The organism is Chryseobacterium cucumeris (assembly GCF_001593385.1).
Classification (GTDB): domain Bacteria; phylum Bacteroidota; class Bacteroidia; order Flavobacteriales; family Weeksellaceae; genus Chryseobacterium; species Chryseobacterium cucumeris.
The window spans coordinates 45675-72404 of the sequence record NZ_LUVZ01000005.1 but is presented as its reverse complement, the minus strand read 5'-3'; the positions used below and the strand labels follow the sequence as shown (position 1 = coordinate 72404).

The following is a 26730-nucleotide window of genomic DNA, read 5'->3' as shown; positions in this document are numbered from 1 at the left end:
AAAGATAAATTATTGGAAACTCTTGCAGAGGAACAAAAAATCCTTACTTTTGGAAGTAAGGACAATATTGGATAACTGACAATTATTTTTAACCCCTAACTGTCAGATAAAGTCGTGGCTATTACAAATTATTTATTGTGAAAAGCAGTAAAAACGTTTTAATTGAAGATGATAATTTCTTTTAATTTAATTAATTTTCTTATCAAGAATAATAATTTTTCTGTGTTCTCTTCCCCAATTAATCATTTCATTGATAATTTTGCCGAAAGTTGGGCAGCATTCTGTCGGTTCATATTCGATTAAAACAGGTGTTTCGGGACAAACGATGCATTTTACCAATTTATTCAGCTTCATATCTTTTAGTTCTTTGAAAGCATTCTAGTGGTAATTTTACTTTCCGATGTAATCCTACTGCCAAATAGATGGTTTTGTTAATGACCTTGGAGTTTTCACGAACATCGAATACGATTCCGATTAAATACAAATCTTCTAAGGGGCGGTTTTGGCAGCTCACCATTTCGGTAGCAACGGCATTGGTAATTATGGAAATAGCAGAGGAAGATATTTCAAAGTCGTATAGTTCTTTAATCTTCTCATCGATATCGCTCACAATCATACCTTTGGCGTATAATGAGATAATAATATTCTCCAAACATTTAATGATGTTGTGCGTTTTTTGTTCCGGTATTAACATTTTTTATTTCCTCTTCCAAAAATTTCTGATCACTCATACAAGTTAATTTTCGACAATATAGGAAACCTAAAATAGGTAAATAATGAGCTATATTTTGTAATGAATTGCCACATTAAGAATTTTTAAATAGGTCAGTTACAGCTTTAAACAAATATTATTCTGGATTATTCTGAAATTAAGAACAAAAAAATGGCTCAATTTGGATTAAATTAGAGCCATTTGGGCGTTTGTGACCTTGACGAGCGTCTATTCAAACTCTTTTGTCGATGATTTAATTCGTTTGAGCCAAATTAAAAAAGATTTAGCAATTCCTAATTTAGAATTTAGTTTTTAACATTGTGATTTTTTTGCAAGATGATTTTAAATATTTGAAACAATCGAAATTGGAATCGTTTGACTTCTTTTACTTCGATTGGTTTCTCTCTTTTTTAAGATGATTTTAAGAACAATATTTAATTTGTATGTTGTTAATAGGATTTATACAAAGATGAAACTTGGTACATTAAAGTATATTGTTGCCTAAATAACCTTAATGTGGATAGAAGACAATGAGCAAAAGGAACCGATAAGTCCCCTTTTTAGTAAGTATTATTCAGCCTTACTGTTAAGTGCCGTATCTGCAATTTTAGACAGTAACTGGTCGCATTTTTTTCTTCAACTAAGGTATCTATGAAGTTTTTAAGACACTTTTTTCCTGTAGCAACTTTGCAAAGGCTGCTAATGTTCCATAAGTCGCTATTTCGTAATGTTCCATCTTTTGTGCAGCTGCAATAATTCCGACATCCCTTACGGCTCCGGGCTTGGTTTCGTTAATGATACTTTTTCCTTCCTTGAGAATGTCTTGCATGGCATCACACTTTTTATAGGTTAGATTTATTTACGTAAATTATAATACAAATAACTGTCTGAATGTGTGTAAATGAGTACTGTTACAGTGGAATGACCTATTTAGTACCTGTTAATTGGCTGTATGCAAACTAAAATATCTTGCATTGTTGAGTAAACATGAAATACTATCGAATTTTTGATATTTTATTCTGTATTTTTACAGCAGAATTTTTGACTAAAGATATCTACATAATAATCTTTTAAATCATTAAATGATAAAAGAATTTTCATATAAGAAATTTGGTAAACTGGAATTTAGCAAAACCTCAGCTCAGAACGATTCCCTGAATAAAATACACGAGCATATTAAAGTGCTGTTTATCCCAAAAAATGCAATCATTCAGGTCGACTTTCAGGAGATAGCCATGAAAAGTGATGCCTTATTGTTTATTAATCCACATATGATTTTAAAGCCCTGTGAAACTATAGGTGGACAACTGATGCATTTTAATAAAGATTTTTATTGCGTAGAAATTCACGATCACGAAGTTGCCTGCGATGGTATTTTATACAATAATGTATTTGAGATCCCTTTTATCAATTTAAACGAAGAGCAGTCTGTTGAGATCCAAAAGATAATAAGCGATATTCAGTCCGAACTGGAAAACGAAGATTCTAGTACTGAAGAGATGCTGAGAACATTGTTAAAACTGATTATATTAAAATCGACAAGAATCTGGAAGCAACAGCACCAATTATCTGACAGCGTGCAGCAGGCTGACGTGCAGTTTTTGCGGAAATTCAGCAAATTGGTTGAACAGTATTTTAAAACGCATCATACCGTGGCCGACTATGCTGACATGCTCTGTATTACACCAAAGAACCTCAGCAAAAAAATAGGCATGGTCAGTAAAGAAACGCCAAATGATATTATAAAAAACCGTATAATTCTCGAAAGTAAGCGCCTTTTAGCACACACTACAATGAATGTGAAAGAGGTTGCCTACAGCCTGAATTACGAGGACGATGCATACTTTGTCCGTTTTTTCACAAAACATACCGGAATATCACCAACGAACTTTAGAAAACAGTTTAAATAGAACGTTATCAACTAATGCAAAAGGCACAACCAAACAGGTTGTGCTTTTTGCATTATTATATCCTTTCAAACTGTAGATAATGCTATCTAATACCAAATAACCTTCGTCGGGGGAAAAAGTGCAATTTAAAGGGAAAACCATCCATTGATGAGCCCCTGAATTTACCCCAACTTTGCAATATCAAAATAAAATAACATTAAATAATAAGACATGAACAAGTTTACAGTAAAAGACGGAACAGAAATTTATTTCAAAGATTTAGGTGAAGGACAACCGATATTTTTTCACCATGGATGGCCATTATCATCAGATGATTGGGATGCTCAGATGATGTTTTTCCTTGAAAAAGGATTTAGAATAATCTCCCATGATAGAAGAGGCCACGGAAGATCCACTCAAACCTATAAGGGAAATGACATGGATACTTATGCAGCTGATGTTGCAGAACTGGTAGAGTTCTTGAATGTAAGGGATGTTATCCATGTAGGGCATTCAACAGGTGGTGGCGAGGCGATCAGATATGCCGCCCAATACGGAAAAGACCGGGTATCCAAAGTGGTTTTGATCAGCGCAATTACACCTTATATGATGGCTGACGACAATAATCCGGAAGGGGTGCCACTTGCAGTTTTTGACGATATCCGCCATAATACACGTCATAACAGACAACAGTTCTACCAGGATCTTACAGTTCCTTTCTATGGCTACAATAGGGAAGGTGCGATTATTAAAAAAGGAATACAGGACAACTGGTGGAGACAGGGAATGATGGGTGGTATCAAGGCGCAGTATGACTGTATCAAAGTATTTTCGGAGACCGATTTTACTGAAGATCTAAAAAGTGTAGAAATACCTGTGTTGGTATTGCATGGTGACGATGATCAAATTGTACCTTATGCAACCACAGCCGTTAAGGCCGCTGAGCTTTTGAAAAACAGTAAGCTGATCATTTATCCGGGCTTCTCCCACGGAATGCCCACTATTAATGCCGATGTCATCAACGAGGATATTCTATCATTTATAAAAGGATAAAATTAAAAGAGGTAAAAAGTGCAATTCAAAGCAAAAGCCGTCCATTGTAAGGTCTGATAATTAAGATCAACTTTGTACTATCAAACAGAATAAACAATAATAAATATTTAAAGAACATGAAAAATTTAATTTTAGCACTCGTATTATTTACAACATTAATTTCAAATACAGTTTTATCACAAACAAAGAGAACACCTGCATCTTACGGCAGAGAAGAATATATTGAAGTAGAGAAAAATGTGAAACTACATGTGACCGACCTTGGTGAAGGAGAACCTATTGTCTTGATCCATGGATGGCCCTTGAGTGATGCAATGTACGAATATCAGTATGCCGATTTTATCCAAAAGGGATATCGTGTGATTGGTATCACCTTAAGAGGATTCGGGTTGTCTGATAAACCGGGAGGCAAATATAATTATGATGTATTTGCAGATGATATCAAGGTTGTTTTGGACAAATTGGATATTAAAAATGCTACTATCGGCGGATTTTCCATGGGTGGTGCTACAGTGATTCACTATGTAGCCAAATACAATGCTGCCCACGTTTCCAAGATGGCATTATTTGGAGCGGCAGCACCAATCTGGACAAAACGTGCAGACTTTAATTATGGCCTGTGGACTAAAGAAGATGTCAATGGTTTGATCAAGCTGAACAACACTAACCGTCCCGAATTATTTGCTACATTCGGTAAGATATTTCCGGCCAATGAAACCAGCGTTTCCCAAGGTCATGGCGCTTGGTTGGGAGGTATTCAGTCTCAGGCGTCACCTTATGCAATGGCTGAGGGATTAAAAACTCTGAGAGATAGCGATTTGCGTAATGATTTGAAGAAAATAACAATTCCTACTCTGATCCTACACGGTAAGTTGGATAAAATCTGTTCTTATGATCTTGCGGAACAAATGAATATTTTGCTTATAAACTCAACGTTAGTTCCTTTTGAAAAAAGCGGTCATGCCTTGTTCATCGAAGAGTTGGATAAATTTAATACCGAATTATTGAGCTTCATCAGAAAATAATATAATTATAGTATGAGGTTAGTCTAAAAGCTAACCTCTTTTTTTAAATATTAAATGAATTAAAATGCACAGATTTATATTACTTTTCTTAGCCCTGACATTGTTATCATGCAGTACAAATAAACAGATTGTAGCTGTAAAACATACGGATTTACCAAAAGCCATAGGTCCCTACAGTCATTCAACCAGCTATGAAAATTTAGTGTTTGTATCGGGCCAGATAGGAATAGATCCAAAAACAAACCGCTTAAAAGAAGGTGTTGAAGAACAAATAGTACAAATTTTTGAAAACTTAAAAACTATTCTCAAGGACAATCATTCCGATTTTGATCATATTGTCAAAACCACCATATTCATTACAGATATGAAACAGTTTGAAACAGTAAATAAGATATATAATCTTTATTTCAAAAAACGCTTTCCGGCACGTAGTACAATTGAGATAAAGTCATTACCAAGAAATGCAAGTATCGAAATAGAATGCATTGCCACTCAGAAAAACTAATTGTTTTTATAGATTTATCAGATTTATATTAAAATTATGTTTATAGTTATAAAGTAACTATTGAACCCCGACAAAAAAATGTTAATGGAAAAGAATAATATTGGCATATCAGAAGATAATTACTTGTTTAGAGGTCGGTTTTGATAAAATATCAGTTTCATTACTAATAGATTACGGTCGAATTTTCTACGATGTGTATTTTCCAAATATAGTATACCTTACTAAAAAAGTTTATTTTTTGTTGGTTTTGCAGAGTTGATACGCTTGTGATTTTAATTATATAAATGGTTATGTTATAGTTTAGAATTAAATTTATTTTAATTAGCTATTTGTTAAATAAAGTAAATTAAAACATCTAAATTGTTGTAAAGTTAAGGCCTAAAAATGTATGCAAAAAAGATTACAATTACCTTTAAGAAAATACCGCACTTTTCTTTGAATGTAAAACGCCTTGGGGAAAATTACATTCGTCGGAACATCTTATCCCTATTTAGCCTGATGTTACTGCAAAATTTTGGGACTCGAATGAATTAATATTGCCCAGAAATTATACTTACTTAAGTTGTATAAAAGCAAAAAAATATTAATTTAGTTTCAAAGCCTAAGAGGAAGTAGGCTCTGCTGGCAGGTAATCTACCAAACCCTCTCGTAATTTGTACTGAATCTACTGCTATAGCACAGTTTCTAGATATCTAATTCTTCGTACAATGATACTGCAGGTTAAGTCAGTTTTCCTGTTGAACATATTATAAACTAATTTGATAAACGGTTAAAAGTGATGCAGTTTTGCAAAATACCATAGCTATTAATCTGATGACATTATAGCCTTACCTACGTATAATATACATTTGTTAGGTGGTTTTTTATAATAGTTAATATAGCAAACATTTGATTATTAACTGTTTATTTAAATCATCCTTTTTGGTGTTTTTTTTAAATAAACAATTTTAGAAAAGTTCATTTCTTTCCGATATAATTTTGACCCTCATCAATCTGTGTTTAAAGAATCGATTTAATGATGCCGTTGATATTTGAGGCGTAATAAGTATGAACGTTTATAAAATAGACTGAAGAAACTAAACCAATAAGATGATAGGAAAACTATTTATTTGCTTACTTATATTAATTTCGAAAATTCTTTACACTCAGCATTATGATGAATGGCGATCACAGTTTGTAAAATGGAATTTGGGAGCAAATTATACAGGGGGCAATTTAACAGATCAAAAGGAAGAAAAAAGCAGGTGGATTAATAAATATACAGCCCATCTATCATTGGATGTAGCTCTTTCAAAAATTTTATATTTTGATTCTAGTGAATTGTATCTGCAACCTTTTTTTGAACTATCTATACCGGTTAAAACCCTTATAGTAAGGATCTGAGTTTTCCACATATGCAGGGGGAATAAATCTGAAAAAACATTTAAATCAAAATTTGCAAAAAAGAAGATTTTACATATTTATTGGAGGGAAGATTTGAATACATAATATGGAGATTAGATTATAACAACGGAAAGCAATATCATTCTACAAAACTTGATTATGTTTTGAACGGTGGCGGTGGATTTACCATTTCAGACCGAATAGAGGTTTTCGTGACATATTCCAAAGGATTGAGAAAAGTCTATGCTGTTACAGATCTTGAAAATTTAGATAGATTTGGATCTTTTTCTGTGGGAAAGCGGATAACACTTGTTAAGAATTGGTGGTTTAGTAATTGAGTTTTTTTATCTAAAAATTCTCTGAAAATAGCCATATAATTGAAAGAAAAATGTCAGGAATGCTTTGAAAGTTCCATATTAATTAAAAACATTTAAATGATATACGTAATAGTATTGATGAGCGTAATAGTTGTTGGCATGTCAAAGAGGAGTACTAAATTATATTTGTAGAAAGGTTGCTCATCATTCTACGTATTATTTGTGTTTTCAAGGGCTGTCTTAGAATTAGGGCAGCCACTCTGTTTTAATGAAGATGGACATATCTTAAGCTATTTCTAGAAATTATTAAATACAAGTAAAAAGCGGGCAGGATGTAAGAAAATAGGAAGTTTTAATTTACTTTTTGAAAAGATTAAAATCACATTTAGGAAAACCTCAAGCAAAAAATTACCTAAAAAAACGTATTTTTATATATAACCTTTATATTAAAAATCTTGTTTTTAGGTAGTTGTAAAAACGTATTTTTTATGTATGTCCTTTTTTTTCTCTCAACTTTTGAACTCCTTTCTTTGTACTAAACATAGATTCTTTCAGCAATGAAAAAAAATTATTATCGGACTATTCTATTTTATGATGCTATCACCTATGAACAGATAGTGCCTTAATACATCCAGTAGATTTTAGATAACTGGCAGCCAGTGACGGTCCAATTATCCTTACTTAAAAAGACATATGACCTCTGAGTATGATTCAAGCGTACCCTTCTTAATGTATTTAATTCGTTTATTTTTTTATAGAACTTTTTCTTTACAGTATAATGATAAGGTAAAGTTGAGTTGTAGCACAAGCCTATTTTAATTTATGAAAAAATTAATAGTATTTTATTTCCTTTCTATTCCTAATTGTTTTTATGCTCAAGATTCTTCATTTGTTGCATATAAAGATGAAAACACTAGCCAAGCATTTACGTATAAAAAATTGATCTTGCCTGTAAGTTTAATTGCTGCAGGATCTGTTTTGAAAATTCCGTCACTTGAAGATAATGTCCAGGGAAATGTAAGAAGTTTGTTTGGATATAATTTTAAAACAAAAATTGATGATTTTACACAATACACTCCATTATTATTTTTATTATCAGGACAGTTTCTTGGATTTAAGGCTTTGCATGGTTCCAGGCAGATGATCACCAATGTACTTATTTCATCTTTGATCACAGGAAGTATTACATATATAAGTAAAGAGAGTTTTGGAAGTTTAAGGCCTGATAAATCTGCTTATAATTCATATCCTTCCGGTCATTCTGCATTAGCCTTCAATCTTGCCACACTTCAATTTTTGGAGTATAAAGACTCTAATATTATATACGCCTCCTCTGGTTATTTATTTGCAATTATGACAGCATTAATGCGCGTTGGGAATAATAGACACTGGAGTGGCGATATACTTACAGGAGCAGGCTTGGGTATAGGGGTTGCTATTGTTGTTAATTATTGGAATCCTTTATCTGGTTTTGATTTTATAAAAACTTCGAATCATCAGGTTAAACTTGCAGGCTATCCTTTTATAAGTAGAGATAGTTTTGGTATAGGATTAATGCTTACATTAAATACTAAGGTTAAGTAAACTCTGTAAGTAAATGTAATTACTAAATCTTTGTTTGTATTCTTTTGGGATATCAAGAGAATTGTGTTACAAGTGATTCACTTTATAAACAATTCCACCTGAACTTCTACGATCCATATAAATTTTCGAATATTATGTAATGTAAAATCACGAACATATCAATATAAGATCAGATATATAATCCGGGTTATTCGAACTTCTCTTGTATTATTGTTTTTAAGAAAAATTTATTGAAAAAATAATTTTGGGTACATAAATATTATTGCATGAATCAAAATATTGTTTAGTGATTACTTTTCTTTACACTTAGTATCCTGATCCTGAAATACGTATTTTCTACCTATAATCTAAACAAGTGAGTTTTACAATGCTTGTTTTCAGAGTTTTAATTATTGTTTTTTTTTAAGTAGGTCTTTTTTATTCCTTTTTCCATTTTCTATATTTCTTTGTAATACACATAAATTATTTTAAAGAATGAAAAAGACATTATTACCTTTTATTGCTATATTAACTGGTACAATCATGTACGGGCAGGTGGGAATTAATACAGTCTCCCCAAAAAGTAGCTTAGATATTACGGCAAAAAATCCAATAGGGACTTCAACAAATGTAGAAGGAATTCTGATTCCTCGCGTAGACAGGCAGAGAGCATTGAGTATGACCTATGTAGAGTCTTCTACTTTAATTTACATCAATGATATCTCCACTGGTACGGCTACAGGACAGGCATCCAATATTGATGCGGTGGGATTCTATTATTTTGATGGCTCGGCAAGTAAGTGGACAAAGCTTAATATCGGTGGGGTTACAGCAGATTTTACTCCTGATTCTTTTGTAGATGACTCTGCCAATTCTATGGTAAAACTGGGAACCAATTCTTCAGGCGGAAGTAGGACTGCGGGATCAGATTTTGTGATCAAAGATAATGGAAGCTTAGGTATTGGAACATCTAGTCCTGTGTCAGGTTCAAAAGTAAATATTCAAGGTGGACCTTTGAATATTGGAAATGTGATACAATATGCGGGAGGCTTACAGGTAAGGAACCAGGACGCTTCCAAACCCATACTTCTTGCTTACAATACTAATATCAGTGAAAAATTTAGAATTGCAGAAGACGGCAATGTGGGAATTGGTACTACTTCTCCTACGCAATTACTGGATGTAAATGGTAAGGCCAGAGTGCGTGATCTCCCTACGCTTACAAGTTCTAATGTTTCTCCGGTTTATAGCGATGAAAATGGTGTTTTAGGAAAAGTGGCAGTGTCCCCGCAGTCTCAGATCGCTTTCTATCGTTCAGATGTTGCTTACAGCTTTCCGGCTTCAAGTTTTAACGCCGGGAATAAACAAATAATTCCTATACAGTCATCCCATGCTTCACTTAATACCATTGGAACAACAGTAGGCACTGGTGGGGTGGTTTCAATAGCTCAAACAGGAACTTATTTGCTGGGAGGCTCAATAAATTTTCAGTTGAATATGAATGATAATGACTCTTATGCCTATATAGCTATTAATTTAGAGTTGAGCACGGATAACGGAGTGACCTGGTCAAGTATTTCTGGTGGAAGGCCTTTATTTCCGAGAGTTGCTACTAATACTACACGTAATTATCCTTTTGTAATTCCATCTGTAATTAGTCAGTTAACTTCCGGAAATAAGATAAGAATTTCACTGTATAGAACTAAAACTACTACTAATGATTTGCAGGGTACTGATATGTCTGAAGTAGGTATTGGATCAGATTATGGTGCTCCTACTTATACTTTCTCATTCACAAAGCTATAGTATCTCAGTAAAAATAATTATCATAAAATGTTTTGTAATTATGCTTCCTATTAATTCTAAATATTTTTACTTTAAGGAGATTGTCTTAAATGATTGCAGTCTCTTTTTATATCTTGTATTTCATGTATATGAAGCTGTGGATTTGGATATTTTTTTTCTTTCCAACACATGAGAAATACGTGTTTTCTATGTAAAATGTAAGTGGATTGAATTTAATATGCTTGTTTTCAGTGTTTTAATAATTGTTTTTTTTACGTATGTCTTTTTCTACGTATGTCTTTTTTCTCTTATTTCTTTGTAATACACATAAATTATTTTAAGAAATGAAAAAATCACTATTACCTGTTGCTATTATACTGTTAGGCAACATTATGTTTGGACAGGTGGGAATTAATACAGTCTCCCCAAAAAGTAGCTTAGATATTATGGCAAAAAATCCAATAGGGACTTCAACAAATGTAGAAGGAATTCTTATTCCCCGTGTGGACAGGCAGAGAGCATTGAGTATGACCTCTGTAGAGTCTTCTACTTTAATTTACATCAATGACATCTCCACTGGTACGGCTACAGGACAGGCATCCAATATTGATGCGGTGGGATTCTATTATTTTGATGGCTCGGCAAGTAAGTGGACAAAGCTTAATATCGGTGGGGTTACAGCAGATTTTACTCCGGATGCTTTTATAGATGATACCTCCAACAGCATGGTGAAACTGGGAGCTAATTCTTCTGGAGGAAGCCGGACTTCAGGATCAGATTTTGTGATTAAGGACAATGGTAGTGTAGGTATAGGTACTAGTACTCCAATAGTGGGTTCAAAAGTAAATATTCGAGGTGGGGCTTTGAATATTGGAAATATGACACAATATGCAGGAGGCTTACAGGTAAAGAATCAAGACGCTTCAAAGGATGTATTTCTTGCCTACGATACAGAGAACGTTGAATTATTTAGGATCAATGAAAATGGTAATGTGGGTATTAATACAGTTTCTCCTACAGAAAGACTGGATGTAAATGGTAAGGCCAGAGTTCGTGATCTACCAGTGAATGGGACGGCTGGATTTACTGCCACCAAAACTTTGGTTGCTGATGCTAACGGCGTTGTAGGAGTTTTAAATGGATTGCCACCAGGCGCATATGATGGTTATAATTTGACAGCTTTACAGGGGTATTCATCTTCTTTAGCTACTACAAGAAGCTTTTCCTATAGCCAGATTGTTGGGACGGTTGTATTAGCACCTTGGAAATACTCACCCTTGTCTTCTGTTGTGTTTAACCCTATATATACACTGTATTTTAACTCCCAGAGTACCAACCCGAACAGCTTTATGCAGATAAATCTTGATTATTCTATTCGTTTAAGACCAAACAATAATAATACACCTCCTAATGCAACTTATACCACTTATGATATACAAGTGCTTTTAAATAACAGTGTTATTAAGACGTATAGCGCAATTTCTTCATTTGGATCTGGTTCTTCTAATTATCACAATAAGAATTTTATTATAGATTTATCATCCATTCCATTGAATTCAACTAATAATAAATTGGAAATAGTTTTAAAATTAAAAGATAACATATTTAAATATAATGAAGGGACTGCTAATGGGGAATTTAATCCTAGTACTAGTCCTTTTATAGATTTGTCTGCTACGGATCTTTCCTTTCAATTATTTCAAAAATAGTATTATCAATATGTCACGATTCTAACAGAAATTGAATCGAGTTTGTTGCATAACAATAGAAGCCTTCAATAAATAAGTAATGAAAGACGTACTGGAAAATGATTTGTTAAATAAACTTTCTATCGATTTAAAGTATAAGTATTACACTCGGGATTTGTGGATTTCTTTTCTCTTTGATACACTATACAATATGTGTTTTCTATGTAAAATGTAAGTGGATTGAATTTAATGTGTTTGTTTTCAGTGTTTTAATAATTGTTTTTTTTACGTATGTCTTTTTCTACGTATGTCTTTTTTCTCTTATTTCTTTGTAATACACATAAATTATTTTAAGAAATGAAAAAATCACTATTACCTGTTGCTATTATACTGTTAGGCAACATTATGTTTGGACAGGTGGGAATTAATACAGTCTCCCCAAAAAGTAGCTTAGATATTACGGCAAAAAATCCAATAGGGACTTCAACAAATGTAGAAGGAATTCTTATTCCCCGTGTGGACAGGCAGAGAGCATTGAGTATGACCTCTGTAGAGTCTTCTACTTTAATTTACGTCAATGACATCTCCTCCGGTACGGCTACAGGACAGGCATCCAATATTGATGCGGTGGGATTCTATTATTTTGATAGCTCGGCAAGTAAGTGGACAAAGCTTAATATTGGTGGGGTTACAGCAGATTTTACTCCGGATGCTTTTATAGATGATAGCACCAACAGCATGGTGAAACTGGGAGCTAATTCTTCTGGAGGGAGTCGGGTGTCAGGATCAGATTTTGTGATTAAGGACAATGGTAGTGTGGGTATAGGTATAGATTCGCCTACACAAAAACTGGATGTAGCAGGGAACGGAAGGTTTGTAGGAGGTAATGCAGATGTAAAAGTAGAATCAACTACTGCAACTATTCCTACTTTATCATTGTATCGTCAAAATGCTGGGGAAAATTTGCCTGCCAACCAAATATTTGGACGAGTTAATTTTAAAGGATTTGTTGGAGGAGGTGAAAAATATCTTGCAGGAATAAGAGCTACATATCAAGGTGATGGTACCACCACTGATTCATCATTGCGGTTTTCTGTTAATGGAGAAACTAATACAAATATGATCATAAATTCCTCCGGTAATGTAGGAATAGGTTTAATTGATCCTAAAGCTAAACTAGATATTTCCGGGACTGATTCAGGAGTGCGTCTGCCGCAGCTTACAACCGCACAAAGGGATGCAATTGCTTCTGATAGAGCGCACGCAGCCACTATTATTTATAATAAAGATATAGGTAAAATACAGGTAAATACTGGTACTGACACGAATAGAAAGTGGGAAACGCTTGATTCAGTGAGCGAAACTTTAAATACATCAGCTACTTTTACCGCTAATACCTCACAGACTATCACATATACAAGCGCTAATAATGGAGATCAGGTCCGCTTTCAAAAACAGTTATATAATTCTACTCCTCAAGGATATATTTCTAAAGTTAATAATACTGATTTCGTTTTAAAGGGAGGAAGAACTTATAAGGTGGATGTCAATATGGGAAGACTAAAAACCAGTGATGCCAAGCATACATGGTGCCATATATTTGATACAGAAGCGGGGAGTGGTTCTTATACTTCTGTATCTATTATACCTCAGAGTTATACAGAAGTAAATTGGAATAGCTCTAACACAATGAGTACATTTGTGACGATTCCTGAAGGTAGTACTAAAACTATATATGTTAAATGTGCTAAACAAGATTCAGGTAATGTAATAATTAATGATTCTGTTGCACCACAGATTTCCATTACAATTATGGATTAGATAATGAAAGCGGTTGTTAATTATAATGCTATTATTCCAGTAACTATAAGTATTAAATATTTGCAAATTTATTAGACGTCTCTCATTAATTCTAATAAAATGCATTTTCGTGGCTGTCTCAGATTGAGACGGCCTTTTTGTATAGACACCTATTAATTTTTAGAATTAAAACGATACTATTATAAAAAAATTAGTAAAGTTGTTTAATTTTTACATAACAAATAAAGGTTTTATTTTGAAATATTTAGAACCGCTTAGGCAGGTTTAAAATAATTCTGCAGAAAAGCTTATATAAGAGTAAAATCAAAAATTTTCATAAAATTTAGTGCATCTATTATGCAAAAGAGTTTGGACGTTAAAAACGCTATGTGATTAAAGTTTTTATTATTTGGTTTAAAAAATAACAAATATAAAATGCTAGAAAGACTCAGTATGAAGATTGGTAAAGTAAAATATAGGTACGTAATTTATACATGTTTTTTTGAATTTTGTATTTTAACGATCTGTTTAATAGCTTTTTAAATTCTACTGCTTATAGAGTATGTCTTTTTTTTGATGTATTGTCAGTTTTTGGTTTTTTTGTTTATAACAAATAAAATCTCTATCATGGAAAAAAAAATATTACCTCTGGCTGCCATTTTGTTAAGCAGTATTATGTTGGGACAAGTAGGTATTAATAATGTTGCTCCTAAAAGTACATTAGATATTGCAGCTAAAAATACAACAGGCTCTTCAACAGATGTAGATGGAGTTCTTATTCCTCGTGTAGATAGGGAGAGGGCATTGAGTATGACATCTGTGGTACCTTCTACTTTAATTTACATCAATGATATCTCCACGGGTACGGCTACAGGACAGGCATCAAATATTGATGCGGTAGGGTTCTATTATTTTGATGGCTCTACAAGTAAATGGATCAAACTTAATACTGACACCAATACTAACATTTATAACGCCAATGGGACTTTAACAGGCAATAGAGTCATGAGTATGGCAGATAATTCTTTGATATTCAGAAATGGCAATGAAGCTAATCTTTATGTTGAAAGGTCTGGTACAGGTAACCTGCAGAGTGGTCAGAATGTAGCAAATTTTTATACAAGTGGTTATGTGGGGGATACGAATAAAATTTTGTCAGGAATAAGAACTTATTATCAGGGAGATGGCACTAATAGTAGCAGTTCCATGAAATTAACTGTTAACGGAAATAATAACAATAATGTCGTATTAGCTGCTGATAACAATGTTGGGATAGGAACGGATAGTCCTACACAGAAGCTTGATATAGATGGGACTGCTAAATCAAGAAAAATAATATTGGGGCCAAGTGGTTATAATTATACTGGAAGTACTTTGAATGTTCGGAATAACAATGCTTCAGAATATATAATGGGTCTTGCAAGTTCAGATAACATATTTAGAGTAAATGTGCTTGATAATGGAAATATGGGAATAGGTACCACTGATCCTACCCAAAAACTTGATGTAAATGGAAACCTGAGGCTGAGAGATATCGTACCCAGTTCGAATATTCAGGATATAACTTTGGTGGCGGATGCTAATGGAGTAATTAAAAAGAAGAAAAATGAAATAAAGGGAATTGCCAGAGCATATTTATATAATAATCGTGAAACTGGAAATGCAACCGGGGTAATTTATAGGTTAAATTATTTTACGCAGGTTGATGACCCAGGTAATGATTTTGACCATCAAGAAGGCTATTTTGTAGCTCCTGAAACTGGTTTGTATAAAATAACCATGACAACTTCTATTAAGCTTACTGATCCTGATACTTATAATGTACCTAATGCTGTTGTTGGATTTGCTGATTCTACTACCAGCAATTGGGTGTTAAGATTTTCTATACCAACTGATTACATTAAAGGAACCTATGCTACGAATAATACTGTCGGGAGTGCAACTACATTTATAGGAGTTGCTGAATTACAAGCAGGCAGAGCTTATTTTTTTGGCGCAAATCATGGTCTTACTTTTATTGCTAATCCAAGCGGTGGAACAGGAAATGGTATTGGAAGCTTCTTCGAAATACAATTGATAAAGAACTGATAGAAAAATTGATCTGAAATATATTATAAATTTATCCAAATAATAGAAATTATACTTAGCAGCAGAAATCATTGTAGAATTCTGCTGTTTTTATCTAAGATCCAATATTTTAAGATCAAACGGAATTGAATCCAAAATTTAACTAAAAAATAAAATTGAAAGTGTTTGATTTTTATTGAGTATAATTTGAGATAAATTTCCTTTCTCCAAAAGAATAAATTATCGATTTTTTTTGAAAAAATTGTACGCAATCTTCACAGTATTTTCTTGAAGTAATTTTCTTTGTTATTGATTAATAAGCTGTTGTATTTTTGAGTTGTTTTTACGTATGGAAGTTTTTTTAAATGGAGTTAGTATTCCTTTCATTTGTTAGACCGCAAAGCCTTTACACTGAGAAGTTATGTTTCCTATAAGTAGAGAATTAATCAATATCAGTATCCCTGATCAAATAGGAATTAATACTATTATATATTATTAGTTTTTCTGTAGTAAGTATAACTTACATAAATGTCTGTAGAAGCACAAACAACAATGAAATATAAAACGGTATAGATTGTTTGAAAAGTCAAATTATACGGGCTTGTATCATGCTAATAAACGAAGTGTTCTTTTAATAATCAAACTTATGAAATTCGTCAATACATTGATTCTATAAAAATACTTTTAGGCAGTCCCCATTAAATTGTAAGTTTTAGGCATCTATTTCCATTTTAATCTGAATAACTATAATGCTTCTTAAAATGATATTACCATATATCAATAAATTATTTACTCTCTGAACTTGCGGGAGAAATAGGAAAGTAGAATATTATTGATGATGTTTGTTATACGATTCAATTATGACTTTTGGTTTGTACTTCATGAAAATGTGTAAAAATAGAGTTTGCTATTCGATCTGTCTTCGATTTTTGTTATGGAAACTGTGGGTATGAATTGATTTTAGTCTCATCACTTATCATAAGCGAATAATTTTAAACCTAAATATCTAAAATTAATCTTCAGTACTAATTTAATGTCTGATAAATACTTTTAAGAAGGGTAGAGTTTAAATTAATAACTTATGATATATGTTGTTTTTTTTTTAAATTGTTAATTATTTTCATTTGTATTAATTAAAAATAGAAAATTTTATATGATATTTAAATTTATTATGATTATTTTGTTGTTTGTGTTTGGTTTTTTATATAGTCAACAAATCGAGATTAATAGAGTCGATGGTTTGCTGGCAAAATCGAAAGAAACTCTGTATATAAATACGATACAATCTCTTAAATATGCAAAGGACGCTGCTATGATTTCTGAAAATGAGAAGAATTCATTGAATATGGCTGAATCATATCTACAAATAGCTTATTGTAAAAACATATTAATGGAGTATGAAGATAGTTTTTTATATATCGAGAAAGGACTCGATGAAAGTGAAGTGAAGAAAGATGATGTATTAGAATGTAAATTCAGAGAAATTAAAGCGCTTAATTATAATAAGTTAAAACTTAACGATAGTGAACTTAAGGAATATCAAAAGATTATAAAACTCCTGTCAGATAAAAATGATATCAAATCAAAAATCCTAATGTCAAGAGTTAATGCAAGAATAGCGTCTTATTATCTGAACAAAAAGGAGTCTTTATATTCAGAAAGGTTTATTAACAAAGCTATTAGAATACATCGTGAATTATCAAAAAAACAGGATGATAATTTCTCGGATAATTTGAATTTATATTCTATAAAAGGATATGTATGTTTAAATAATCTAAAGTATGACTCTGCTTATTACTATTTTAACAAAAGTTATCCACACTTAAACCGAATAAAAAAGAAATACATTCAGTTCATTTCTCTTGGGGATTATTATTTTGAGTTGAAAAATTATATAAAAGCGGTTGATTTTTATTATAGATCATTACAAGAGCTTGAGCAGAATACCTTTAAAGATCTTGAATATTCTACTTACGCTAATAAGAAATTATCAATGTCCTATGGTTTTCTCAATGATAAGGCAAAAGAGAAAATATATTTGGAAAAATATTATATAAATTCTGATGAACTGGCTGGTTCAAAAATAACAAACGTACAATCTGCTGTAAATGCAGTTGAAAATGAATACCAGAATAGAAGTGAAAGATTCAGGAAGCTCAATTGGATTATCTTTTTATCTGCTATTATGCCATTTGTATTTCTAAATATTATCATGGCTTATAGATATTTTATATTAAAACGAAGAAAGAGTGCCGTAATTTCTGAGAAGAATTTGCTGCTACAAGAAAAAGATCACTTGCTGGAGGAAAAGAATATGTATTATGTAAAATTACAGCAAAAATTAGATGTAACAATGGAGGAAGTTATTTATGAAGCTAAAAAAAATACAACATCTTTCTTTGAAAAGTTTCAGACTTTATATCCTGAATTTAGTCCAAGACTTTTACAATGTAACCCCACTTTTAATTTGGGTGAACTAACTCTTCTTGCTTATGTATACCTGAATTTTTCTTCTAAAGAGATTGCGGAATATACGTTCAGATCTTATAGAACTATTCAGACCAGAAAATATGCATTAAGAAAAAAAATTGGACTGAAAAAAGGAGAGGATTTATATGTGTGGTTAAAGAAAATAAATCCTTAATCTTTAAAAAACATGTATGATTTACTTCTTTTTATAATAAAGTAGTTTAAAATTTACAAAACTATCAACCTTTCATTTTACACTGGTTAAGCAGTTTCATATAATTTTAAGGTCACTTTATAAGATTTTTGAAATAGCTTAAATACTAAAATTTCGCTCATTCGATGCTTTAATTAAGTGTAAAACAATGTGTTAAGGATCTGTGTGTGTATTGTTTTTTTTACGTATGTTTTTTTTTTTAGATGAAGATGTTTTCTTTTTTCTTTGCATCTCTCTAAAAAAACACAAGAATGAAAAAACTTAAATTTGTAATTATTGCAATTTTTTGTTCCACCAGAGTTTACTGTCAGGTGGGAATAAATGTAGCAAAACCAACAGCAACTTTAGATGTAAATGGAGATGTTAAAGTTCGGAATTTGCCTGTTGCCGGTTCAAATGCTGAAATTTTAGTTTCTGACGAAAATGGATATATTTCAAAACAGGAATACACTCAATTCCGAAAGGAGATCATTGGTGATATCAAAGATGCTATTCAGGATCAGGATCATGATGGCTGGTTTCTTTTAAATGGAAGAAGTATTTCTACCTTACCCTCAGTTGCAAAACAGAATGCTATATCACTGGGCTTTAGCTCCGCTCTTCCAGATTTTAGAAATAAATTATCCAGAAGTAAAAATTCTGTCGGCTCTCTAGGCACAATTGGAGGAAACTCCAGCATTACACTTTCAAGAAATAATTTACCTGCATTCGAATTGAATGGAACAACAAGCTCTGCGGGTAATCATGAACATGGTTTTGTGAATACGATTAATCATAATGGAACAGGTTTTTCTTTAAATAATGCAAATGCCGGAGCACGATGGGGTACAGACAAAACAATACGAACTACAGGTACTTCCGGATCTCATTCTCATACTGTAACATTGAATAGTAATGGAAGTAATGCTGCTTTTAATGTGAATCCATGGTATATCAGCTTGAAACAATTTGTATATCTGGGATTATAATTATAAAATCAAAAGAAATGAAGTTTAAAGTATCATTAATATGTATAATTTCCGTTCAATGGATGTATTGCCAGATAGGAATCAATATAAAGCAACCTACTAAAACTCTTGATATAAATGGAGAATTGCGAGTAAGAACGATTAAATCAGAAAATAGCCCTGCTTATGTTTTAGTCTCTGATTTGAACGGTGTAATAGGAAAAAAAGTATACAAAGAAATCAAGCCGCAAATAGGAGATGTAAAGAAAGGATTTCAAAAAGCAGATCATAATGGTTGGTATCTGCTAGACGGCAGACAGTGTTCTTCTTTACCGGGAATTGCAGCAGCAGGAGCACAGAGCATAGGATTTGCAGCGGCATTACCTGATGCAAAAGGAAAATTTTTGAAAGTATCTGATAACACTAGGCAAACAGCAATTAAAGGGGGAAGCAATACAGTAACTCTTAATAAAAAGAATTTACCAAAACTTAATTTTAACGGACAGGCTTCTGCTGTTGGTGTTTCCCATAGCCATTCTTTTACAGATGCTTACTCTGTTGCTTATGCTGCTAATTTTAATGGGGTTTTGGCCGCAACATATGGAAATACTAATAATAGAAACCCCCATCTGAGTTCTCAGGCTAATACTTCCGGTTCAGGAAGTCATAGTCATTCTTTTAAAATCTCGAATGCAGGGGGAAATAGTCAGGCATTTAGTGTTATACCTCAATATGTCGAAGTAAATACATTCATTTACCTAGGAAATTAAATTAAAAAAGAGATGAAAAAAATAATATTTGGCTTATTAATAAGTATGTCTGCCAGCATTAGTGCTCAAATTGGTGTTAAAACTTCCAATCCTACAGCAACGCTTGATGTAAACGGGAATATGCGGATAAGAAGACTTGACGTGGTAAACGCACCTGTAAATGTTGTGGCTGTAAATAATGAGGGGTATATAAAGAAGCGCGAAAACATAAAGTTATCCCATTCCTTAGGAGATATTAAATACGGAATGCAAAAAAATGATCATTCAGGATGGTTTCTTATAAATGGAAGGATTATTAGTAGCTTACCTTCTGAAAAAGTTAGAAAAAATGCTATTTCTTTGGGGTTTTCAACCTATTTATGGGATGCAAGAAATAAATATGTAAAGTATACGACTGAAGCTAATGGAAGCACTGGAGGTAGCCATACTGTAAAATTAACTACGCAAAATCTTCCCAGCTATAGTGTATCTGCAACAAGTGGTACATCAGGTGGACATTCTCATACATTGACTGATCATCATTTGGGACCTGCTGGGCTGAATGGAATTACTAGAAGAGGGACACCTAACAATAATACAGGGATAAATAAACGTTTTCAGGATAGAACCCAAACCAGAAATACCAGTTCAAACTCCTGGAATCATACCCATACGGCTTCTGCTTCAATAGAAGATCAGGGACAGGCATTTTCTATAGAACCGGAATATCTTACGATGAACATGTTTATTTTTTTAGGCGAGTAATAAAGAATTTGATTTACAAGATAGTTGGTAGTGACTATCTGTACTATACGAGTGGTAAGGATATTTATAAATATATGATCGGTTTTAGGATTGTGGTATTTTTAGATACTTGAATTTTGTTATTGCTGCTGTGAATTCCTTTATTGAGTGCTAAATATCTAAGGAGGACGTGTTTAGTCATTTTTACGTATTACATTTTTTCTTTGTAAATGATCGGATCTTTAACTTCGTAAATGAGAACTAAAAGAAAAATCAACAAATTATTTCTAAATGGACTTTAAGAGTATAAGTATAGGAGCGATGATCAAGAAGAGAGTAAATGAACTTGAGATGGATATATCTCGTATTATAAATTTTTTTAAGTGTTCTGAGGAAGAGTTACACGAAATGTATAATGCTGAAAGTCTTGATACCAAGCTACTTTTGAGATGGAGTAAGCTTTTGGAATATGACTTCTTTAGAATTTATTCGCAGCATTTAATACTTTTTTCACCTCCTGCCCGTCAAAACATAAAACAAAATCAGTCTATTAAGAAATCTGAGATTCTACCACAGTTCAGGAAAAAAATTTATACTCAGGAAATAATAGATTTTATTCTTGAATTGATAGAAACAAAGACAAAAACTAAATTACAGGTAATAAATGAATATAACATTCCTAAAACCACACTGTACAAATGGATAGAAAAATACAAAAAATAACGTCAATGCCTAACTATCAGAGTATTTATAAAGATATGATAGAACAAAAGTTTCCTGATAAACTAGACGATTGCAAAAAAATTATTGAAAAGGCTTCGCTTTGTGCTCTTGATATCATTCTTCTGAATAAAATCATTTTTGGGGAAAAAGTACAGGAAACTGCGCGGTTTAACCAAAGACACCGTTCTTATGATGAAAAAAGTATTCTAAAAATTTTAGATTATCAAAAAAAGCATGGACTCAATAATATAGAACTTGCAAGAGTTTACAAGCTGAGTCGAAATACTATTTCAAAATGGAAAAAGCAATATGCCTGAGTTAACTGGTGAATAATTTATTATATAGTTGCTGAATCGGATTCTAAATATACAAATGACAATGATAATACATCCAGAATTATCATTTATTTCCCTCATTTTTAAATGCCAGTTATTTCAATCTCTCTTTCAAAAGGAGAGATTTTTTTGTTAAGTTGTTTCAGCTTTTAAGCTACGCTTCGATACCGATGAAATCTTATATAGCACTTTTAGACTGTCTGTTTCAGGTGGACTAGGGATTTCACACCAAAAATTCACACCATAAAATATCAGGCTGTAAAAGTTTGATATAGAATTTTTACGCACAAAAAATGATTTAAAAAGCTATGTTTTGTAAGTCTAGATTATTTTGCTTCTCTAAAGTCTTTTAATATTTTGAACGAATATTTATGGCATTACCATTTTTTTTCCTTCACGGCGGGATCTAAAAGGTCAAAGAATTTTTTGATCTTTTTGTTAGGTTTTCAACGTGATTTTTGACAGACATTGTTAATTTGTTTTTGAACACAATATACTATTAATTGATTATTTTGTGCCTTCTGAAATAAATAGTTTTGATAATAAAAAAACCTTCCACATAGCGGGAAAGCTTTTTAATTATTGTTTAAATGTGTTTTTATTCAAAAAGAACTGTTTTTCATACTAGTTACAGTAAGAAATTCTAGGGTTTGTACTGCTTCCACATGGAAACTGATATTTGATTTGCAGGTATTTAGGAGTAGGATTATCTGTAACCTCCAGCGGAGCCATCGACTGTCCGCTATAGGAAGGCATGGTAACTTGTGCAGCAGAACCATTGCCTAAAGCTACATTTTTGGCACTGGTATTACCGTTGAAGCAGTAATCCATCATTGCATCTAAAAGACGGTATACACCAAAATAATCCAATGCATCAAATACTTTTCGGGAACTTGGCATTGCGTGATCTGTTACATAATTGTATCCTTTAACAGTAGATGATTTAACATAAATGAAATCTTTTTCAGCATTAGAAATATTAATGTTTTTAAAGATATCAATTGCCATTCTGTGATCGTTTACATCATCTTGGTCATAGACCTGGGTGATCATTTTGGTGTTAGAAGGAAAACTTTGCAATTGCTGTTGGGTAGTCAATGTACTGTTCCAGTTAAAAGAATACCACGGAGCCATGGTGAAAAGAAAACGTCCGTTTTGTCCCCAACTTTTTTCCGTAAATGCTTTATATGCAAGATCAATACTTGCTCCACCTCCGAAAGAATGCCCCATAAATCCTACTTTCTGAGTATCAATAATATTGGGATAATCTGTGGCAGCTTTTATGAAGCCTTCCCATAGGGTTTGGTAACGGTGATCAACACTGATATCAAGAGTACGGTAAGGTACAAATACCACAACATAACCTTTTTTTGCGATAAAGTTATAGAGTTCAATATTATAATCCTTGTCTTCACCACCAAACGGATGTGAAAAGAATATCGTAGGTCTGGGAGACGTGATTCCTTTAGGATAGAAAATAGAAACCTCTGTTCCTGCGTATTGTGGATTATTAAAATCAATTTCAGCCACTTCATAGTTGCCATCAGCACCATATCCTGATACCGGTTTCTGAATAGGTCCCTGAAAACTGTTGGTAAGCTTTGGCTGAATAGGAGCCGCTAGGTCAATGTCATTAATGCTCTGAGAACATGCTGAGGTGGTAATAAACAAAATGATTACCCATGGATAAAATAGTTTTTTCATTTTCTTTTTTCTTTTAAAGTTTGAATCATTTGATCTTTAATTTCCTGATACTTTTGATATTGTGCTGCATCCAGAATTTGGCTCAGGACATTAGATTTTTCTTTCTGTAGAGCTTTCAGTTTTTTGAATTTAAAGAGTTTATTTTCGCTACTCTGAATAATAGTTTCATTCTTTTGGGCATACTGAAGGTTAAGCGCAGAAACCTGCTGGATTTGTGACATACTCAAAGCCAGTTTAGTTGTCATCCATTCTGTCTGCATCTTTGCACGCTGTTCCGGAGTTTTGTCCTTTAATTTTTTTGCCTGAGCCGATACATTTGTTAATGTCATATATAGAAATGCTATTACAAAAAGCGACCATTGTTTTTGTTGTTTTAAAAGCATCTTGGAGAATTTTAATTTTTAATGAAACAAATGTAGCAATACCCGATATTTACTTTAATATAAAAAAAGGTGAACCTGCTAAATCAAGGGGTGAAATTATCACTGATCCAGCCACTTTCTAAAATCCATGGCTTTTGCTTTGCTTACAATTATCTGTTCCTGAGGTAACGGATGTACTTTCACAAGCAGTCTTCCGTTAAAAAAATATTCTACCGCATCTACCGCAGTTTTATTGATAATGAATTGGCGGTTTGCCCTGAAAAAAAGGGAAGGATTAAGTTCACGTTCCAGTTGTTCTAGTGTAAATTCCACAAAATATTGTCTGCCATCAGCAAGATATGCATACACTATTTCGTTAGCTGTGTAAAACCAATTGATTTTAGCTGCTTCTACGGGAATAAGTCTTCCGCAATAATGGATCAGGAATGATTTTTTATATTGTTTTGCAGCATATTGAAGTTCGTGCAGCAAAGACTTTGTTTTAGGCAGTTCGTTGTTTACATTGGAAGCAATAAGAGTATTATATTTAAGTAAAGTCCGAAGTATTTCTTCCCTGTCAAAAGGTTTTAAAACGTAATCAATACCATTGTTCCGAAAAGCCTCGATAGCATAATCATTATAGGCAGTTACAAAAATAACAGGTTTTAAGATTTTCGTTTTGCTAAAGATTTCAAATGATAATCCATCTGAAAGGCGTATATCTGAAAATATCACATCATAAATATTATCGTTTGTTTCGAACCAGTTTACTGCTTCAACGACGCTTGGTAATGTTATAATAATCTCAATCTCAGGATTGATTTCTTGTAAGATATATTTCAGATTTCTTGCAGTAGCAGCTTCATCTTCAATAATTACGATATGTAAATTCTGTGTCATAATAAAGGAAGTTTTACTGTGAAATATTGCTCCGTTTGAAGGATTTCTATTTCCTTATGAAATTGTAGTTTATATCTTTCATTAAGATTGACAAGACCAAGTCCGGTTCCTTCGGCTTCACTAATAGTAGGTTGAAGATTATTTCGGATGATAATCCATTTATCTTCGTCATAAATTTCTACGGTTAAAGGAGATGAAACTGTAGCTTTACTATGTTTAACAGCATTTTCCACCAGAGGTTGCAGTGATAAATGAAGTAATTCTTTACTCAAAATGTTTTCGCTGAGATTGATTTGAACCTGAAAGGTGTTTTCCAGCCGCATTTTTATGAGTTGGATATAAGAATTCAAGTAATCAAACTCTTTCTCAAGAGTTACCCAATCATTTCCTGAACGGAGCAGAGTATATCTGAATATTTTGGAAAGATGTTGAATATAGTTTTGGGCTAAAGGCGGATTTTCTCTTACAATGGCAGAAAGACTGCTCAGCGTATTGAACAGAAAATGCGGTTTTAATTGTTCCTGAAGCAGCTGCAGTTGCGCTGTAAGATAAGCAGAATTGAGCTGTTCGTTGATAAGATCTTTATTCCTGCTTTCGCGCATCAGAAGAATAAGACGAATCATTACGGCAGTCATAATACTGCTGAGCAAAAACCTGGCAAAATATCCCCTTATTCTGCCTCCAGGAAACTGGAGAACTCCAAACCACACAGAATGGATCAGGCTTCCCAATATAATGGCGGTTACAACCACTGTAGTATTGAATATGTAAAGGTTCCAATATTCTTTGTTTTCTCTAAACCCACTAAAAAATTTACCATCAGAAAGATTAAGATAAAACAAGACGAGACAGAACGTCAAATTGTAGATAAACTGAAAACCATACTCCCAAATATTGAACTGCCAGTAACGGGCAATAATCCCATCACTATTAAGTGCCATCAGTTTTGCTGAATTGACGACCAGTGTAATCAGCAAGGCACTATACAGATATATTTTTCTCTCGTTCTTAATCATTTTTACAAAGAAAGTAAAATATTGAAACTAATAATACAATAAACAGGTGAAACTGTAAAATTGGGTGGCGAAAGAATAAAATCTGAAGACCATATCGTAAAAATTCGTGGGTAATCCAGTTAAAACAATTACAATATGAAGTTTCCGTTCTGAGATATCAGCTTCAATTGAGATTTAAATAGAATCATTTTCCTTAACAGAACTTTCAAGATTAAAAATCTATTAAGAAGTGTTATTAAAAAAATGGCGCCAACCTTCTTCAGGTGGTGCATTTGGCTTTTGGAGACCAATACGAGCGTATCTTCAAACACTTTTATCGATGATTTAATTCGTTTGAGCCAATTTAAAAGAGATTGAATCGTTATGCTTTGTAGAAAATTTTTGGTACCTTAATTATCAACTTTTTTACAATTTAGTTTCGGGTTGTAATATAAAGATATATTAGTATCTTGCATTCTTGTTTTGCGTTATCTGTCTGTAATATAGAATTAGAAAATACTGAATTGTAAAATAAAAGTATATAAAATGTGAAGAATATATAGTTGATTTTTTTATTATATTTACAAAAAACGCAAAAAATTGAAACTAATTTCTATTGTTCTAACAATTTTAACTGGATTTTTACTAATTGCAGTACTGCAATTACTAGATAGTTTTGATTTAATAATATTCATATTTTCTTTGTTGTACCATATCAGTTTTTATCATCAACTTAAGATATCAGAAAAAGTCAAAAATGCAAGAAATGGGTTGGTCACCGTTGTTTGGTTCGTTAACTTC

General features: G+C 32.6%; 21 protein-coding genes and 1 pseudogene. 15 read left to right on the top strand and 7 right to left on the bottom strand.

Translation table 11 applies throughout. From position 1 onward, the window contains the following. Positions 1-186 precede the first annotated feature (186 nt). The 3 genes and pseudogenes from A1704_RS08455 to A1704_RS08450 form a co-directional block, all read right to left on the bottom strand. The gene (locus A1704_RS08455) at positions 187-354 is read right to left on the bottom strand and encodes a winged helix-turn-helix transcriptional regulator (protein WP_238590592.1); all 168 of its coding nucleotides are present in this window, start codon (positions 352-354) and stop codon (positions 187-189) included. Positions 355-388: 34 nt separating this feature from the next. Then, positions 389-694 (bottom strand): annotated as a pseudogene (locus A1704_RS24005) (transposase); the annotation flags it as partial. A gap of 667 nt (positions 695-1361) precedes the next feature. After that, positions 1362-1541 carry a DUF892 family protein gene (locus tag A1704_RS08450; protein ID WP_062672449.1) on the bottom strand — a complete coding sequence of 60 codons (180 nt, stop codon included), beginning with the start codon at positions 1539-1541 and terminating at the stop codon, positions 1362-1364. A gap of 253 nt (positions 1542-1794) precedes the next feature. On the opposite strand from A1704_RS08450, the gene A1704_RS08445 reads away from it, so the two are divergent. The 15 genes from A1704_RS08445 (at position 1795) to A1704_RS08365 (ending at position 21950) form a co-directional block, all read left to right on the top strand. After that, a complete protein-coding gene (locus A1704_RS08445) occupies positions 1795-2622 on the top strand; it encodes a helix-turn-helix domain-containing protein (protein WP_062672446.1) in 828 nt (275 codons plus the stop codon). Between the two features lie 210 nt (positions 2623-2832). After that, positions 2833-3654, top strand: a complete 822-nt coding sequence (locus tag A1704_RS08440; protein ID WP_062672437.1) for an alpha/beta fold hydrolase — start codon at positions 2833-2835, stop codon at positions 3652-3654. A gap of 239 nt (positions 3655-3893) precedes the next feature. Then, positions 3894-4679, top strand: a complete 786-nt coding sequence (locus tag A1704_RS08435) for an alpha/beta fold hydrolase (protein ID WP_238590591.1) — start codon at positions 3894-3896, stop codon at positions 4677-4679. A gap of 64 nt (positions 4680-4743) precedes the next feature. Beyond that, positions 4744-5184, top strand: a complete 441-nt coding sequence (locus A1704_RS08430; RefSeq protein ID WP_082798737.1) for a Rid family detoxifying hydrolase — start codon at positions 4744-4746, stop codon at positions 5182-5184. A gap of 2522 nt (positions 5185-7706) precedes the next feature. After that, positions 7707-8468, top strand: coding sequence for a phosphatase PAP2 family protein (locus A1704_RS08415; RefSeq protein WP_062672429.1), 762 nt, complete (start codon positions 7707-7709; stop codon positions 8466-8468). 474 nt (positions 8469-8942) lie between these two features. Then, positions 8943-10253: a hypothetical protein gene (locus A1704_RS08410; RefSeq protein WP_062672427.1), complete on the top strand. Its 1311-nt coding sequence runs from the start codon at positions 8943-8945 to the stop codon at positions 10251-10253. A 323-nt stretch (positions 10254-10576) separates the two neighbouring features. Beyond that, complete coding sequence (locus A1704_RS08405) at positions 10577-11941, top strand: hypothetical protein (protein WP_062672425.1); 1365 nt, start codon at positions 10577-10579, stop codon at positions 11939-11941. A gap of 336 nt (positions 11942-12277) precedes the next feature. Further along, positions 12278-13741, top strand: a complete 1464-nt coding sequence (locus A1704_RS08400; protein WP_062672423.1) for a hypothetical protein — start codon at positions 12278-12280, stop codon at positions 13739-13741. Between the two features lie 606 nt (positions 13742-14347). Further along, on the top strand, positions 14348-15808 hold the full coding sequence (locus tag A1704_RS08395; protein WP_062672421.1) for a hypothetical protein: 1461 nt from the start codon (positions 14348-14350) through the stop codon (positions 15806-15808). A gap of 1132 nt (positions 15809-16940) precedes the next feature. Beyond that, positions 16941-18431 (top strand): helix-turn-helix transcriptional regulator, encoded by a 1491-nt coding sequence (locus tag A1704_RS08390; protein ID WP_062672418.1) that lies wholly within the window; start codon positions 16941-16943, stop codon positions 18429-18431. A 290-nt stretch (positions 18432-18721) separates the two neighbouring features. Next, on the top strand, positions 18722-19438 hold the full coding sequence (locus A1704_RS08385; protein WP_062672416.1) for a hypothetical protein: 717 nt from the start codon (positions 18722-18724) through the stop codon (positions 19436-19438). A gap of 17 nt (positions 19439-19455) precedes the next feature. Next, positions 19456-20187 (top strand): hypothetical protein, encoded by a 732-nt coding sequence (locus tag A1704_RS08380; protein WP_131797491.1) that lies wholly within the window; start codon positions 19456-19458, stop codon positions 20185-20187. 12 nt (positions 20188-20199) lie between these two features. Further along, positions 20200-20931: a hypothetical protein gene (locus tag A1704_RS08375; protein ID WP_131797490.1), complete on the top strand. Its 732-nt coding sequence runs from the start codon at positions 20200-20202 to the stop codon at positions 20929-20931. A 270-nt stretch (positions 20932-21201) separates the two neighbouring features. After that, on the top strand, positions 21202-21633 hold the full coding sequence (locus A1704_RS08370; RefSeq protein ID WP_062672410.1) for a hypothetical protein: 432 nt from the start codon (positions 21202-21204) through the stop codon (positions 21631-21633). Between the two features lie 5 nt (positions 21634-21638). Beyond that, positions 21639-21950, top strand: a complete 312-nt coding sequence (locus A1704_RS08365; RefSeq protein ID WP_238590590.1) for a helix-turn-helix domain-containing protein — start codon at positions 21639-21641, stop codon at positions 21948-21950. A 642-nt stretch (positions 21951-22592) separates the two neighbouring features. On the opposite strand, the gene A1704_RS08360 is transcribed toward A1704_RS08365, so the two are convergent. The 4 genes from A1704_RS08360 to A1704_RS08345 form a co-directional block, all read right to left on the bottom strand. Then, positions 22593-23672 (bottom strand): alpha/beta hydrolase, encoded by a 1080-nt coding sequence (locus tag A1704_RS08360; protein WP_062672405.1) that lies wholly within the window; start codon positions 23670-23672, stop codon positions 22593-22595. Beyond that, positions 23669-24055 carry a hypothetical protein gene (locus tag A1704_RS08355; RefSeq protein WP_062672404.1) on the bottom strand — a complete coding sequence of 129 codons (387 nt, stop codon included), beginning with the start codon at positions 24053-24055 and terminating at the stop codon, positions 23669-23671. The genes A1704_RS08360 and A1704_RS08355 overlap by 4 nt, the downstream gene beginning before the upstream one ends. A 99-nt stretch (positions 24056-24154) precedes the next feature. After that, a complete protein-coding gene (locus A1704_RS08350) occupies positions 24155-24934 on the bottom strand; it encodes a LytR/AlgR family response regulator transcription factor (RefSeq protein WP_062672402.1) in 780 nt (259 codons plus the stop codon). Further along, positions 24931-25950, bottom strand: coding sequence for a sensor histidine kinase (locus tag A1704_RS08345; RefSeq protein WP_062672400.1), 1020 nt, complete (start codon positions 25948-25950; stop codon positions 24931-24933). Before A1704_RS08345 ends, A1704_RS08350 begins: the two co-directional genes overlap by 4 nt. Between the last annotated feature and the right edge of the window lie 780 nt (positions 25951-26730).